General features: G+C 37.8%; 20 protein-coding genes. 19 read left to right on the top strand and 1 reads right to left on the bottom strand.

What is annotated here, in order from left to right; all coding sequences use genetic code 11:
• Positions 1 to 155: 155 nt before the first annotated feature.
• Positions 156 to 542 (bottom strand): DoxX family protein, encoded by a 387-nt coding sequence (locus BWGOE10_RS26580; protein ID WP_070145590.1) that lies wholly within the window; start codon positions 540 to 542, stop codon positions 156 to 158.
• A gap of 386 nt (positions 543 to 928) precedes the next feature.
• On the opposite strand from BWGOE10_RS26580, the gene BWGOE10_RS26575 reads away from it, so the two are divergent.
• The 19 genes from BWGOE10_RS26575 (at position 929) to BWGOE10_RS26485 (ending at position 15,230) form a co-directional block, all read left to right on the top strand.
• Positions 929 to 1,426 carry a PTS glucose transporter subunit IIA gene (locus BWGOE10_RS26575; protein ID WP_002016294.1) on the top strand — a complete coding sequence of 166 codons (498 nt, stop codon included), beginning with the start codon at positions 929 to 931 and terminating at the stop codon, positions 1,424 to 1,426.
• A 246-nt stretch (positions 1,427 to 1,672) separates the two neighbouring features.
• Positions 1,673 to 2,113 (top strand): low molecular weight protein arginine phosphatase, encoded by a 441-nt coding sequence (locus BWGOE10_RS26570; RefSeq protein WP_070145589.1) that lies wholly within the window; start codon positions 1,673 to 1,675, stop codon positions 2,111 to 2,113.
• Positions 2,114 to 2,209: 96 nt separating this feature from the next.
• On the top strand, positions 2,210 to 2,653 hold the full coding sequence (gene rpiB, locus BWGOE10_RS26565; RefSeq protein ID WP_000869917.1) for a ribose 5-phosphate isomerase B: 444 nt from the start codon (positions 2,210 to 2,212) through the stop codon (positions 2,651 to 2,653).
• A gap of 66 nt (positions 2,654 to 2,719) precedes the next feature.
• Positions 2,720 to 3,292 carry a TIGR01440 family protein gene (locus BWGOE10_RS26560; protein WP_002130064.1) on the top strand — a complete coding sequence of 191 codons (573 nt, stop codon included), beginning with the start codon at positions 2,720 to 2,722 and terminating at the stop codon, positions 3,290 to 3,292.
• 253 nt (positions 3,293 to 3,545) lie between these two features.
• Positions 3,546 to 4,787 (top strand): serine hydroxymethyltransferase, encoded by a 1,242-nt coding sequence (glyA, locus tag BWGOE10_RS26555; RefSeq protein ID WP_002198768.1) that lies wholly within the window; start codon positions 3,546 to 3,548, stop codon positions 4,785 to 4,787.
• A 271-nt stretch (positions 4,788 to 5,058) separates the two neighbouring features.
• Positions 5,059 to 5,688 (top strand): uracil phosphoribosyltransferase, encoded by a 630-nt coding sequence (gene upp / locus BWGOE10_RS26550; RefSeq protein ID WP_002139017.1) that lies wholly within the window; start codon positions 5,059 to 5,061, stop codon positions 5,686 to 5,688.
• Between the two features lie 375 nt (positions 5,689 to 6,063).
• Entirely contained in the window at positions 6,064 to 6,177 is a 114-nt protein-coding gene (locus BWGOE10_RS26545; RefSeq protein WP_000232963.1) for a DUF4024 domain-containing protein, read from the top strand.
• A gap of 26 nt (positions 6,178 to 6,203) precedes the next feature.
• Positions 6,204 to 6,428: an AtpZ/AtpI family protein gene (locus BWGOE10_RS26540; protein ID WP_001171219.1), complete on the top strand. Its 225-nt coding sequence runs from the start codon at positions 6,204 to 6,206 to the stop codon at positions 6,426 to 6,428.
• Positions 6,428 to 6,820, top strand: coding sequence for an ATP synthase subunit I (locus BWGOE10_RS26535; RefSeq protein ID WP_000567601.1), 393 nt, complete (start codon positions 6,428 to 6,430; stop codon positions 6,818 to 6,820). Before BWGOE10_RS26540 ends, BWGOE10_RS26535 begins: the two co-directional genes overlap by 1 nt.
• A gap of 7 nt (positions 6,821 to 6,827) precedes the next feature.
• Positions 6,828 to 7,547: a F0F1 ATP synthase subunit A gene (gene atpB / locus BWGOE10_RS26530; RefSeq protein ID WP_000399874.1), complete on the top strand. Its 720-nt coding sequence runs from the start codon at positions 6,828 to 6,830 to the stop codon at positions 7,545 to 7,547.
• Between the two features lie 56 nt (positions 7,548 to 7,603).
• The gene (gene atpE / locus BWGOE10_RS26525; RefSeq protein WP_000052064.1) at positions 7,604 to 7,822 is read left to right on the top strand and encodes a F0F1 ATP synthase subunit C; all 219 of its coding nucleotides are present in this window, start codon (positions 7,604 to 7,606) and stop codon (positions 7,820 to 7,822) included.
• Between the two features lie 129 nt (positions 7,823 to 7,951).
• Positions 7,952 to 8,458: a F0F1 ATP synthase subunit B gene (atpF, locus tag BWGOE10_RS26520; RefSeq protein WP_070145588.1), complete on the top strand. Its 507-nt coding sequence runs from the start codon at positions 7,952 to 7,954 to the stop codon at positions 8,456 to 8,458.
• The gene (gene atpH / locus BWGOE10_RS26515; RefSeq protein ID WP_070145587.1) at positions 8,455 to 8,997 is read left to right on the top strand and encodes a F0F1 ATP synthase subunit delta; all 543 of its coding nucleotides are present in this window, start codon (positions 8,455 to 8,457) and stop codon (positions 8,995 to 8,997) included. The genes atpF and atpH overlap by 4 nt, the downstream gene beginning before the upstream one ends.
• Before the next feature lie 11 nt (positions 8,998 to 9,008).
• Positions 9,009 to 10,517, top strand: coding sequence for a F0F1 ATP synthase subunit alpha (atpA, locus tag BWGOE10_RS26510; protein ID WP_070145586.1), 1,509 nt, complete (start codon positions 9,009 to 9,011; stop codon positions 10,515 to 10,517).
• A 205-nt stretch (positions 10,518 to 10,722) separates the two neighbouring features.
• Positions 10,723 to 11,583, top strand: coding sequence for a F0F1 ATP synthase subunit gamma (atpG, locus tag BWGOE10_RS26505; RefSeq protein ID WP_063222513.1), 861 nt, complete (start codon positions 10,723 to 10,725; stop codon positions 11,581 to 11,583).
• Positions 11,584 to 11,770: 187 nt separating this feature from the next.
• Positions 11,771 to 13,180 (top strand): F0F1 ATP synthase subunit beta, encoded by a 1,410-nt coding sequence (gene atpD / locus BWGOE10_RS26500; protein WP_070145585.1) that lies wholly within the window; start codon positions 11,771 to 11,773, stop codon positions 13,178 to 13,180.
• 20 nt (positions 13,181 to 13,200) lie between these two features.
• Positions 13,201 to 13,602 (top strand): F0F1 ATP synthase subunit epsilon, encoded by a 402-nt coding sequence (atpC, locus tag BWGOE10_RS26495; protein ID WP_000847207.1) that lies wholly within the window; start codon positions 13,201 to 13,203, stop codon positions 13,600 to 13,602.
• Positions 13,603 to 13,737: 135 nt separating this feature from the next.
• A complete protein-coding gene (locus tag BWGOE10_RS26490) occupies positions 13,738 to 14,532 on the top strand; it encodes a DUF975 family protein (protein ID WP_070145584.1) in 795 nt (264 codons plus the stop codon).
• A 44-nt stretch (positions 14,533 to 14,576) separates the two neighbouring features.
• Positions 14,577 to 15,230: a DUF975 family protein gene (locus tag BWGOE10_RS26485; protein WP_070145583.1), complete on the top strand. Its 654-nt coding sequence runs from the start codon at positions 14,577 to 14,579 to the stop codon at positions 15,228 to 15,230.
• Positions 15,231 to 15,243: the final 13 nt, after the last annotated feature.

The raw sequence follows: 15,243 nt of genomic DNA, 5'->3' as shown, positions 1-15,243 counted from the left end.
AATCCCCTTTCTAAATATGAATACTTATTGTTTGTTTACAAGATACCAATGGGAATCTCCTGCTGAAAATAATATTTTTTTGATGATGTAAAAAGAGATTACCTCAATTTGAAGTAATCTCTTTTTTTGTGAATATCTCGAAATAGAGATAAATATTAAAGTAAAACGTAAGCGCCAGGGCCGATTAAAGCTACACCAACTGCAACAGCGATTAACATTAAATTATACTCAAATCCGTTTTGTGTTACCCAGTAACCATTTTTTCCGTGAACTGTGAAGATTGCTATTAACATTGTTCCTACGATAAATAATGAACCAACTACAGTGAAAATACCTGCTGCGAATAAGAAACCACCTAATAGTTCAGTTGCACCAGCCATAAATGCCATAAATACACCAGGGCGTAAACCGATTGATTCCATCCAGCCACCTGTTCCTTTCAGGCCGTAACCACCAAACCAACCAAATAATTTTTGAGCACCGTGACCCATGAATGTAATTCCTATAATAAGACGAATAATAAGAAGACCGATATCCATCATTTTAAAAACCTCCTAAAAGTTATTTACTTACCTTATGTAAGTAACGATAAAATAGTTACTTACTTTAGTCAAGTGGATTTCAACAAAAATTTGAAAGAAATTTTACAAATTAACAACAAAAAATAAAATGTAGTAAAGACCTCTAGACAAGTAAGTGAAAAAAAGAGAAAATATAAGTAGAATTTAACTTCTCATTGTTATTCAGACAATCAGAATTGACTGGAATTTTGTGAGGCGCTACAATAAGAGTCTAGTAGTAATGACATGATTTATTTCGAAAGCGTTTTTACAGTATAACATTCGAAGTATGAAGTCTTACGTGTATTTCGATCTTGAATAGAGATTGCCCTATAAACTTTTAGGTAAATTATAAGGAGGACTATCCTATGTTTAAAAAATTATTCGGTTTTGGTTCAAAAACAAATGAAGAAACAATCGTAGCTCCATTAACTGGAGCAGTGAAAAATATTGAAGAAGTACCAGATCCAGTATTCGCTGGTCGTATGATGGGTGACGGTGTTGCAATCGATCCTACTGAAGGTGTAGTTGTATCTCCAGTCGATGGTGAAATCGTACAATTATTCCACACGAAACATGCTATTGGAATTAAAGCGAAAAACGGTACAGAAATTTTAATCCACGTTGGATTAGAAACTGTAAAAATGGAAGGTGAAGGTTTCGAAGCTCACGTTTCTGAAGGACAAGCTGTAAAAGCTGGAGATAAATTAATCTCATTCGACTTAGAATTAATTCGTGAAAAAGCGAAAAGCACAATTACTCCAATCGTTATTACAAACACAGATGCAGCTGAGTCTATTAAGACAACTGTAGGTGTAACAGCTACAAAAGGTTCAACAGAAGTAATGAAAGTTACAATGAAATAATTATTGTATGAAAGGAATCTGTTTCGTATGAAATGGATTCCTTATTTCGTTTTGTAGTGTGTTCATTATGTATGGTAAAATACTTTGGGCACTTGGAAATAGGGTTTCACATATATGTGGATAAGGCGCATTTTTCTTAGAAAAAATATAAGAGAAATGCGCCTTTCGTATATTCACATTTCTTTTGTTCTATTCTAATGTACGCTATGATAAATGGTAGGAAACAGAAAAAAGGGGTGGGTTTAGATGAAACGGGTGTTATTTGTTTGCACTGGAAATACATGCCGTAGTCCGATGGCTGAGGCTTTGCTTCGTCATTATGGAGAAGGTAAATTTGAAGTGCAATCTGCTGGTGTTTTCGCCTATCCTGGAAGCGATGCATCGGTACATGCAAAGGAAGCTTTAGCTGAAAAAGGAATTGTAATCGATCATGCTTCACAGCAGGTAAACGATGCTTTGGTTGATTGGGCGGATATTGTAGTAACAATGACGGAAAACCATAAGCAAATTGTACTTGGGCATTATCCGAGTGTTGAAAAGAAATTGGATACATTATATGGATTAACTGAGGGTGTAAGTAAGGATATTTCAGATCCGTTTGGCGGATCGCTTTCTATTTATAAAGAAACGTTAGAAGAGATGGAAAAACTTGTACAAACTTTACTGAAAAAACATTCAGAAGGTTGATGTTTCGTGTATAATACGATATTGGAGATCACTTCGTTCCTTTAAGGTAGCGAGTGTGAAATGAAGATAATTGATTGAAACTTTGGAGGGGTAAAAATGAAAGTAGTAGTAGCATCTGATCACGGCGGTATGAATATCCGTAAAGAACTTGTAAGTTTATTAGAAGAGTTAAATATTGAATATATTGATTTAGGTTGTGAATGTGAAGCTGGTTCTGTTGATTACCCTGATTTTGCGTTTCCAGCAGCAGAAATGGTCGCGAATGGTGAAGTGGATCGCGGCATTTTAGTTTGCGGGACAGGCATTGGTATGTCAATCGCAGCAAACAAAGTAAATGGTATTCGTTGTGCATTAGTTCATGATACTTTCAGTGCGAAAGCGACGAGAGAGCATAATGATACTAACATGTTAGCAATGGGCGAGCGTGTAATTGGAGCTGGTCTAGCACGTGATATCGCAAAAATTTGGCTAACAACTGACTATGAAGGTGGCCGTCACGAAAACCGCGTAGGAAAAATTAAAACGTACGAAACAAAGTAATAGATTCTAACTATAAGTAGTATGAAATATAATTTGGTGAACCAACCTGTGAAAGGAAGAGGCGTAATGACAGAGATCGTAAAGGTAAGAGAACAGCTGCAAATGTCGCTTTCTGATTTCCAAGAACAAGCCACGCTGCAAAGTGGCCAAATTTTTGTAGTGGGGTGTAGCACGAGCGAAGTGCTGGGTGAAAGAATTGGAACATCAGGAACGATGGAAGTGGCAGAGGCGATTTTTTCTGAATTAAAACAATTTCAAGAACGAACAGGTATTGAATTGGCGTTTCAATGTTGTGAGCATTTAAATCGTGCTTTAGTAGTCGAGAGAGATGTAGCGATGAAATATCAATTTGAAATTGTAACAGTTACGCCTGTTAGATCAGCAGGTGGTGCATTAGCGACGTATGCGTATCACAATTTTAAAGATCCGGTAGTAATTGAGTTTATTAAAGCAGATGCAGGAATGGATATCGGCGATACATTTATCGGTATGCATTTAAAGCATGTAGCTGTACCGGTTCGTACAAGTGTGAAGGAAATAGGAAGTGCGCATGTAACGATGGCGAAAACACGTGGGAAACTAATAGGTGGAGCACGTGCTGTTTATGCGGCAAATGAGGAAGCTATTCCTTGCCGTTAAACATGAAAAATTATAAAGTCTTATAACAGCTTTATATCGAAAGGTAAAAGGTATGTAGTCTGACTTTATAATAGAAGAAAGAAAAGACCAATTTTGGTCTTTTTTTTTCTTTTATGATATAGAAAGTCATGTTAGAATGTAGTTGAAAACATGAAGGTTCGAAAGAATTACAACCTGAATTTTCGTTTTTTCTGAATAAATGAGAAAAAACTATTGGGAATTGATGTAATTCGTTCAGAAAAGGGGGATTTTGGTGGATCATTTAAAACGTCAAGATGAAAAGGTATTTGCTGCAATTGAGGCAGAACTAGGAAGACAGCGTTCAAAGATTGAGTTAATTGCTTCGGAAAACTTCGTAAGTGAAGCAGTAATGGAGGCGCAAGGTTCTGTTTTAACGAATAAGTATGCTGAAGGATATCCTGGAAAACGTTACTATGGTGGTTGTGAACACGTAGACGTAGTAGAAGATATCGCACGTGATCGCGCGAAAGAAATTTTCGGCGCAGAGCATGTAAATGTTCAACCACATTCTGGTGCACAAGCGAACATGGCAGTATACTTCACGATTTTAGAGCAAGGCGATACAGTACTTGGTATGAATTTATCTCATGGTGGTCACTTAACACACGGAAGCCCTGTTAACTTCAGTGGAGTACAATATAATTTCGTAGAATATGGCGTGGATGCTGAATCTCACCGTATTAATTACGATGATGTATTAGCAAAAGCGAAAGAACATAAACCAAAATTAATCGTTGCAGGTGCAAGTGCATATCCTCGTGTTATCGATTTCAAACGATTCCGTGAGATTGCAGATGAAGTGGGCGCATACTTTATGGTTGATATGGCACATATCGCTGGTTTAGTAGCTGCTGGTTTACATCCAAACCCAGTACCACATGCACATTTCGTTACAACGACAACACATAAAACATTACGTGGTCCACGTGGTGGTATGATTTTATGTGAAGAGCAATTTGCAAAACAAATTGATAAATCAATCTTCCCTGGTATTCAAGGTGGTCCACTTATGCACGTAATTGCTGCAAAAGCTGTTGCATTTGGTGAGACACTACAAGATGAGTTTAAAACATATGCACAAAATATCATTAATAATGCGAACCGCTTAGCTGAAGGTCTTCAAAAAGAAGGACTTACACTTGTTTCTGGCGGAACAGACAATCATTTAATCTTGATTGATGTTCGTAACTTAGAAATTACAGGTAAAGTAGCAGAGCACGTATTAGATGAAGTTGGTATTACAGTGAACAAAAATACAATTCCATTTGAAACAGCAAGCCCATTTGTAACAAGCGGCGTACGTATCGGTACAGCAGCTGTAACATCTCGTGGTTTCGGTTTAGAAGAAATGGATGAAATTGCGGCACTTATTGCTTATACATTAAAAAATCATGAGAATGAAGTTGCATTAGAAGAAGCAAGTAAGCGTGTAGAAGCGTTAACGAGCAAATTCCCAATGTATACAGATCTATAATAGATTGAAAAAGACTGCTGAAACGTAATTGTTTTGGCAGTCTTTTTTGTGGACATATATTATTTTTAAAGTATGTATACAAATGATGAATAAATTTTGGCGATATAATGAAGGATACAGCTCCCATAATTGGTAAAGATACTAGATAGATTCATTCTAATTCACGATTTTACCAAATTTGCCCTTGAATATTAGTAGCGTTTTCTTTACAATCGTAAATAGTGTAAAAAAGCGTGAAAACGCATGAATATCATCTAAAGGAGAGATTCACATGGGAAAACTGTATGTATTTGATCACCCGTTAATTCAACATAAGATTACATATATTCGCGATAAGAATACAGGTACGAAAGATTTTCGTGAATTAGTGGACGAAGTAGCAAGCTTAATGGCTTTCGAAATTACTCGCGACCTTCCACTTCAAGACATTGAAATTGAAACACCTGTAAGCAAAGCGACAACAAAAGTGATCGCTGGTAAAAAACTTGGTTTAATTCCGATTTTACGTGCAGGTTTAGGAATGGTTGATGGAATTCTGAAATTAATTCCAGCAGCAAAAGTAGGACACGTTGGTCTATACCGTGACCCTAAAACATTGCAACCGGTAGAATACTATGTGAAACTTCCAACGGATGTAGAAGAGCGTGACTTTATCGTACTAGATCCGATGCTAGCAACAGGTGGTTCTGCGGCTGAAGCAATTAATTCTCTGAAAAAGCGCGGTGCAAAGCAAATTAAATTAATGTGTATCGTAGCTGCTCCAGAAGGAGTAAAAGTAGTACAGGAAGAGCATCCTGATGTTGATATTTATGTAGCAGCATTAGATGAGAAGCTAAATGACCATGGTTATGTAGTTCCAGGTCTTGGTGATGCTGGTGACCGTTTATTCGGAACGAAGTAAGACAACAGACGAGAGGGGAGTCCCCGCTCGTCTTTTTTTTCGCCCTGAGCGTGCGGGGGAGGGGGAGGTAAATATACAGGGTCTATACAACATAAGTTGCATACACATCACATATAATATAGAAGTCTTACGTCTTGGGAACACTATATTATGGAAGGAAAGCGCTATATCTTAAAAATATAATAGTGACAAACTTGTGAACATTTTCTTCTATTATAAAGAGAAAACTGTTAGAAATTGCATATCTCTAACCAGTATTTAGAAGGGGAACGTTTTCATTTTTGGGAGGAAATGACTAATACTCAAATTTTTTGATTTTTTACGATTTCTCGTTGACACTGTTAATACCCTATTGTATGCTAACAACGGGGATAGATGGTAGGGCTTTCAGTGACAAAAATGCATCTATTCCGTGACGAAAATGTAAACTTTTTATTTTGTATAGAATTTATGCAGAAAAATGAGTTATTATTAACACATCGTGAATGAGGGTTACATATTGGAGGGATGAATCCTTGCAAAAAAACGATCGCAGCCATATAAAAGCGTATGCTTTAATGTCAGGAATTCTTGCTCAGTTAGTTGGTTCTATTCTTATTGGAATCTTTGGTGGGCAATGGATTGATAATAAGGTTGGAACGTTTCCATTGTTTCTTATTATAGGGTTATTACTCGGGTTAGGAACAGGGGTATACGCAATGATTCGACTCATTCGACATTACTATTCGGGAGAGCAATGATGATAGACGTACATGGACTTGTCCAAAGACAAAAGAAATATATGTACTACTTGCTTGCGCTTCTAGTGCTAGGATGGGGATTTACCTCTTACAAGGATGTATTTCTTGGACTGATTATCGGAACGATTTTCAGTTTTCTTAGTTTGCGCATCATTGCACGTAGAACAGACAAGCTATTAGATCGCGTAACAAATGGAGAAAACGTGAAATTTAAAGCAACGGCGGTAAGTACATATTCAAGATTCGCCACGATTGGGTTATTAATTTTATTTGCAGCCAAATATCAAGAATTAATTGCGATGTGGGGCTTAGGTGTAGGATTGCTGACAGGATACCTTGTCATGATCATAGATTTTCTTTATTTAGAGTATACGAGCAGGGAAGAGAGGTGAATTACTAGTGGAACACGGTAAATTAGTTGAATTTCTAGGTTTAACGTTCGATTTGTCATCAGTTATGATGGTTACTGTAGCAGCAGTTATTGTTTTCTTAATCGCTGTTATCGGAACTCGCAGCTTAGCGCTTCGCCCAACCGGGATGCAAAATTTCATGGAATGGGTGTTTGACTTCGTGAAAGGGATTATCAATAGTACGATGGACTGGAAAACAGGTGGACGTTTCTTAACGCTTGGCGTTACGCTTATCATGTTTATCATCGTATCGAACTTCCTTGGTTTACCATTCATGTATTCAACAGTTGAGGCTGGCGAACATATTGCATGGTGGAGATCACCAACGTCTGATCCAGCAGTTGCATTAACATTAGCCGTGATGGTAGTTACCCTCACCCATTATTATGGAATTAAGATGAAGGGTACGAAAGAATATGTTAAAGGTTATTTCCAACCTATGAAATTCTTATTCCCATTAAAGGTTATTGAGGAGTTTGCTAACACATTAACGTTAGGTCTTCGTTTATTTGGTAACATTTATGCAGGTGAAATCTTATTAGGATTACTTGCTAAGTTAGGCGGGGCATCATTCCTTGGAGCATTAGGTGCACTTGTACCGATGTTAGCATGGATGGGATTCAGTGTGTTCGTTGGATCAATCCAGTCATTTATTTTCGTAATGTTAACGATGGTTTATATGGCTCATAAAGTAAGCCATGACCATTAATATAATTTAAGTAAGAAAAAATTTATTTTTTTATAATACAAAGGAGGACAAATTAAATGAGTTTAGGTGTAATCGCAGCTGCAATTGCAATTGGTTTATCAGCATTAGGTGCAGGTATTGGTAACGGTCTTATCGTATCACGTACAATCGAAGGTGTTGCTCGTCAACCAGAATTAAAAGGCGCACTTCAAACAATTATGTTCATCGGGGTTGCATTAGTTGAGGCACTTCCAATTATCGGTGTAGTTATTGCTTTCATCGTAATGAACAAATAAGGGAGACTCCCCTTACATAGATGGCGAAGAGTGTTTTTTTGAACTTTCTTCGCCATTGCTTTATGAACGAAACGTATGTCTTTTTTTTTCATATGATCAATTTAGATATTTTGAAGGGAGTGAATCCTTGTGCCAACTTTATTATTAGGGGCTTCCATTCCATTTGGAACGATTGCTTATACATTGTTCATTTTCTTACTTCTATTAGTAATGCTACGCAAATTTGCGTGGGGTCCTTTAATGGGAATTATGAAAGAACGTGAAGAGCATGTTACTAATGAAATCGACGCTGCAGAAAGAAGTAACGCTGAAGCGAAGAAGTTAGTAGAAGAACAACGTGAAATGTTAAAACAATCGCGTGTTGAAGCACAAGAGTTAATCGAAAGAGCGAAGAAACAAGCTGTAGATCAAAAGGATGTTATTGTTGCTGCTGCGAAAGAAGAAGCAGAATCAATTAAAGCATCTGCTGTACAAGAAATTCAACGCGAAAAAGAGCAAGCGATTGCTGCTTTACAAGAACAAGTTGCTTCTTTATCTGTTCATATTGCTTCTAAAGTAATTGAAAAAGAATTAAAAGAAGAAGATCAAGTGAAGTTAATTCGCGATTATATTAAAGAAGTAGGAGAAGCGCGATGAGCAATGGGATTGTAGCAAAACGTTATGCTGTCGCTCTTTTTAAAATTGCAAAAGAAAAACACGTATTAGAAATGTTTGAAGAGGAATTACGCCTTGTACAAAACGTTTTTACAAAGAACGGAGAACTACATAGCTTTTTAACGCAACCGAACATTTCAAAAGAGCAGAAGAAAGCGTTTCTTGCGAACGTATTCGCATCTGTTTCTGAATCTATTTTAAATACGTTATATATTTTAATTGATAACAAGCGTATTGATATCCTACCTGAAATTGCAAATGAATATGTTGTTCTTGCTAATGAAGAACGTAACGTAGCGGATGCAACTGTATATTCTATTCGTCTTCTATCAGAAGAAGAAAAACTTAACGTTGCAGAAGCATTTGCAAAAAAAACAGGAAAAGATGCAATTCGCGTGAAAAATGTTGTGGATGAAGATTTACTAGGCGGCATTAAAGTACGCATTGGAAATCGCATTTACGACGGAAGCTTACAAGGAAAATTAGCACGTATTCAGCGTGAATTAATGAAGAATAGATAGGGGTGAAGCACATGAGCATCAGAGCTGAGGAAATTAGCGCACTGATAAAGCAACAAATCGAGAACTATCAGTCTGAAATCGAAGTTAGTGATGTTGGTACAGTTATCCAAGTTGGTGACGGTATCGCGCGTGCTCATGGTCTTGATAACGTTATGGCTGGTGAACTTGTAGAGTTCTCTAACGGCGTTATGGGACTAGCACAAAACTTAGAGGAAAACAACGTAGGTATCATTATTTTAGGACCTTACACAGAAATCCGTGAAGGTGACGAAGTTCGTCGTACTGGTCGCATTATGCAAGTACCAGTAGGAAAAGAACTAATCGGTCGTGTTGTAAACCCATTAGGTCAACCAGTTGATGGTTTAGGCCCAATCAATACAACAAACACTCGTCCAATCGAAAGTCCAGCACCAGGTGTAATGGATCGTAAATCTGTTCATGAGCCACTTCAAACAGGTATTAAAGCGATCGATGCTCTTGTACCAATTGGCCGTGGTCAACGTGAGTTAATCATCGGTGACCGCCAAACAGGTAAAACAGCAGTTGCACTTGATACAATCATTAACCAAAAAGATGAAGATATGATTTGTATCTATGTAGCTATCGGACAAAAGGAATCAACTGTACGTAACGTAGTAGAAACACTACGTAAGCACGGTGCATTAGATTACACAATCGTTGTAACTGCATCAGCTTCTCAACCAGCTCCATTATTATACTTAGCTGCTTATGCTGGTGTAACAATGGGTGAAGAGTTCATGTACAATGGTAAACACGTATTAGTAGTATATGATGACTTGTCAAAACAAGCAGCGGCTTACCGTGAGCTTTCATTACTATTACGTCGTCCTCCAGGTCGTGAAGCATATCCAGGGGATGTATTCTACTTACATTCTCGCTTATTAGAGCGTGCAGCAAAATTAAGTGATGCAAGAGGCGGCGGTTCTTTAACTGCACTACCTTTCATCGAAACACAAGCAGGGGACGTATCAGCTTACATCCCAACAAACGTAATTTCTATTACGGATGGACAAATCTTCTTACAATCTGACCTATTCTTCTCTGGCGTACGTCCAGCGATCGATGCGGGTACTTCTGTATCTCGTGTAGGTGGATCTGCTCAGATTAAAGCGATGAGTAAAGTATCAGGTACACTTCGTCTTGACCTTGCATCTTACCGTGAGTTAGAAGCGTTCGCTCAGTTCGGTTCTGACCTTGATAAAGCAACACAAGCGAAATTAAACCGTGGTGCTCGTACAGTTGAGGTATTAAAACAAGGATTACACAAACCGTTACGTGTAGAGAAACAAGTTATCATTCTTTACGCTTTAACACGTGGATTCCTAGATGATATCCCAGTAGTAGATATCACTCGTTTCGAAGAAGAATTCCATGCTTGGTTAGATTCAAATGCAGATGACTTATTAAGCGAAATCCGCACAACTAAGAAACTTGCGGATGACGACAAATTTGCAGCAGCAATCAATGGATTTAAAAAAGTATTCGTAGCTTCTGAATAATAAATAAAAGTGAAGCCGATTGTGGCTTAGCTAGATCATATAAAAGGCATCTCAAAATTTGAGATTGCTAACGGTTATGTAAAGGAAAAGAGTAGGTGCACCTATTCTTTTCCTTCAATCATGAGCAAGAATATCTTGCAACGTAGATTAGAAAGAGGATTCTTACTAATCGTGCCAACTTCTGGAAAAAAGGTGGTGAAAACCTGTGGCATCTTTACGCGATATAAAAGCGAAGATTACCTCGACAAAGAAAACGAGCCAAATTACGAAAGCGATGGAGATGGTATCTGCATCTAAGTTAAACCGTGCAGAGCAAAATGCTAAATCTTTCGTTCCGTATATGGAAAAGATTCAAGAAGTAGTAGCGAGCATTGCGCAAGGAAGTAAAGGGATTAATCATCCAATGCTAAATGCGCGTCCTGTAAAGCGTACAGGATACATCGTTATTACATCTGATCGCGGACTAGCAGGTGGTTATAACAGTAACGTATTACGTACAGTAAGTAACGTAGTTCGTGAACGTCATAATATGGATTCAAACCAATATTCAATTATTGTGCTTGGACGACTAGGACGTGATTATTTAAAACGTCGCGGCTTTAACATCATTGATGAAGTAGTTGGATTATCTGACCACCCATCATTTACTGATATTAAAGATCTTGCTTCTCGAGCAATTGCGATGTTCGCGGATGGTGCTTATGATGAGCTGTACATTTACTACAATCATTATGTAAGTAAAATTTCACAAGAAGTAACGGAAAATAAAATTTTACCGCTTACTGATGTGGCGTCTGACAAACCGACGACAGCTTATGAATTCGAACCTTCTGAAGAAGAAATTTTAAAAGTATTATTGCCACAATACGCAGAAAGCTTAGTGTACGGTGCATTACTAGACGGTAAAGCAAGTGAGCACGCAGCGCGTATGACAGCAATGAAGAGTGCTACAGACAACGCAATGGAAGTTATCGATTCACTTACACTTTCATTCAACCGTGCGCGTCAAGCAGCGATTACGCAAGAAATTACGGAAATCGTTGGTGGAGCAGCAGCGCTAGAATAGTAATAAAAAGCGTAGGTGGCTTGCTCAGAAGGGGTGAAATGACCGACCCTTCTAGCCACCGGAGCTAGATTCAATAAAAAGTGGAAGCGGCTCTGTCAAAAGAGTCGCGTAAGCTAAACTAATAAAAATTAAAAGCCGACTTCTCTTAGAAAGCTGGCTAATTAAAAGAAAGCTAGGAGGGAACCCGATGAATAAAGGGCGCGTTACGCAAATCATGGGTCCGGTTGTAGACGTTAAGTTTGATGGCGGAAAGCTACCAGAAATCTACAACGCCCTTACGGTAAAACAAAGCAACGAAAACGGAGCAAGCATTAACTTAACATTTGAAGTTGCACTTCATTTAGGTGATGACACAGTTCGTACAGTTGCAATGTCTTCCACAGATGGACTTGTTCGTGGCACAGAAGTAGAAGATACTGGTAAAGCAATCTCTGTACCAGTTGGTGATGCAACACTTGGTCGTGTATTCAACGTATTAGGTGATGCAATTGACTTAGATGGTGATGTTCCTGCCGATGTACGTCGTGATCCAATTCACCGTCAAGCACCTGCATTCGAAGAACTTTCTACAAAAGTAGAAATTCTTGAAACTGGTATTAAAGTAGTAGATTTACTTGCTCCTTACATTAAGGGTGGTAAGATCGGTCTATTCGGTGGTGCCGGTGTAGGTAAAACAGTATTAATTCAGGAATTAATTAACAACATCGCACAAGAACACGGTGGTATCTCTGTATTCGCTGGTGTAGGTGAGCGTACTCGTGAAGGTAACGACTTATACCACGAAATGAGCGATTCTGGCGTAATTAAGAAAACTGCGATGGTATTCGGACAAATGAACGAGCCACCTGGAGCACGTCAACGTGTTGCATTAACAGGCTTAACAATGGCTGAACATTTCCGTGATGAGCAAGGACAAGACGTACTATTGTTCATCGATAATATCTTCCGTTTCACGCAAGCAGGTTCTGAAGTATCTGCCCTTCTTGGTCGTATGCCATCTGCGGTAGGTTACCAACCAACACTTGCAACAGAAATGGGTCAATTACAAGAGCGTATTACATCTACAAATAAAGGATCTATCACGTCTATCCAAGCGGTATACGTACCAGCCGATGACTATACGGATCCAGCACCAGCTACAACGTTCGCTCACTTAGATGCAACAACAAACTTAGAGCGTCGTTTAACACAAATGGGTATTTACCCAGCCGTAGATCCATTAGCATCTACATCTCGTGCACTTTCTCCAGAAATCGTAGGAGAAGAGCATTATGAAGTAGCTCGTAAAGTACAACAAACTTTACAGCGTTATAAAGAGCTTCAAGATATCATCGCTATCCTAGGTATGGATGAGTTATCTGAAGAAGATAAGTTAGTTGTACATCGTGCTCGTCGTATTCAATTCTTCTTATCTCAAAACTTCCACGTAGCTGAACAGTTTACAGGTCAAAAAGGTTCTTACGTACCTGTAAAAAATACAGTTAGTGGCTTCAAAGAAATTCTAGAAGGAAAATATGATGACCTTCCAGAAGATGCATTCCGTCTTGTTGGTAGCATTGAAGAAGTTATTGAAAACGCGAAGAAAATGATGGCGTAAGGCCTTAGGAGGGACGAATTATGAAGACATTTCCAGTCAGTATTGTAACTCCTGATGGACCGGTTTACGAAAAAGAAGTAGAAATGGTAAGCGTAAAAGCAGAGAGTGGGGAAATGGGGATCTTACCAGGTCACATTCCAACTGTTGCACCATTAAAAATTAGTGCGGTTCGTCTGAAACATGGTGGACACACTGATTATGTAGCAGTAAGCGGTGGCTTTATCGAAGTTCGTCCAGATAAAGTAACTGTATTATCATCATCTGCTGAAGAAGCAAACCATATCGATATCCATCGTGCAAATGAGTCGAAGCGTCGCGCTGAGCAACGTATGCAAGATAAACAAGCACATGTTGACTTTAGACGTGCAGAAATGGCCTTGCAGCGTGCTGTGAACCGTTTAAACGTTTCCGATATGAAATAAAAATCCGTGAGGGCTTCGCCTTCACGGATTTTTTTGTTGTTTATGAATAAATTAACAAAAATGGTATAATTATATTGTGGTTTGTATAAGTAGAGAGTATATGACAACTTATATTTTTATAAAGGAGATGAACAAATGATCGGTGAAATGAAACAAGAAGCATTACATTCCTTGAAGGGGAAATGGGGCTTAGGTGTTGGATCGACGATTTTATATCATATTATAAGTTACGTCGTTTCAATGGCTGTAATGCTTATACTATTAATTCCAGGAGTTATAATATTTCTTTTAGTGACTATTTCAACTGGTTCAATTGAAGAAGAAGCGATGCCAATTGGAGCTAGTATTACGTTTGGGATTTTTTATTGCCTTATGATAATTTTAAGTTGTGCAGCTTATGGTATTACTTCATACGGTTATACGAATGTGTTTCTACAAATAAGTAAACGAGAAGATGCTAGAGTAGATTATTTATTTGAAGGATTTCGTGGTTTTAAAAGAATGATGAAAACAATGTGGGCTATGCTTGCACTTTTGTTATATACAGGTACGTGGGTTCCGATGCTTGGAATGATTGTATTTGGGATATTAGGCTTTTTTGATGAGAATGCCAACCCATCTTTCATAATCGCTTTCTTTGTTTTACTAGCTATTTCGATCATTGTAATGGCTGTTCTGTATTTTTCATATTCGATGACGTATTATGTGATGGTTGAAAAACCAGAATATAGTGTTTCGCAGGCGATGAAAGAAAGTAAGAACCTTATGAAGGGACATAAACTAGATTTATTTCTTTTATGGCTTAGCTTCATAGGATGGGCTATCTTAGCGATTTTTACTCTTGGAATAGGATTTCTTTGGCTTAGTCCATATGTAGGTACAACGACAGCGCATTTTTATCGCTATATTGCAAAAGGTGAATTGCAGTAGGTACGTGCTATACTAATAGAATTGTTATGTATAGGAGGCTAATTATGATTAGTGATTTAAAAGGAGAAGCGCTAGACTCGCTAGAAGGAAAATGGGGCTTAGCTGTTGGGGCAACATTACTTATTTCGATTCTTACTTCAGCTTTTAGTTTTAGTATTCAGTTCATTCTCTCTCAGGTTTGGGAGTGGAAAGAAGTGAATAGCTCACTTTCAATAGATGTTATTACAATACTGTTGGTGGGGCCTTTAACGCTAGGGGGTTATTGTTTAGCACTACATATAATTCGTGAAAAAGAAGCGCGTATTGGGCATATATTCAGATGGTTTACAGAAGGAAGTAAGTTTATAAAGTCATTTTTATTATATATAGTAGTAAACATTTATATTTTCTTATGGTGCTTACTATTTATTATTCCAGGCATTATTAAATCATTTTCTTATGCAATGACATATTTTATAATAAATGATCATCCTGAGTATTCAATAAATCAAGCTATTACAGAAAGCCGTCGTATGATGGATGGACATAAAATGGAGTATTTCATTTTATGTTTAAGTTTTATTGGTTGGTTTATATTAAGTTGTATTACGTTAGGGATTGGATTCCTATGGTTGATTCCATATTTTTATACAACAACAGCAGCTTTTTACGAAGAGATTGCAGAAGAATATTACGAGAAAAGAATTCCAACACTTTAAAAAACACCCAGTG

Origin of the sequence: Bacillus mycoides, from assembly GCF_001757995.1 — a bacterium.
Taxonomy (GTDB): Bacteria; Bacillota; Bacilli; order Bacillales; family Bacillaceae_G; genus Bacillus_A; species Bacillus_A mycoides_B.
Note: the sequence above shows the minus strand (reverse complement) of the source record. Positions and strands in the feature narration are given on the sequence as shown.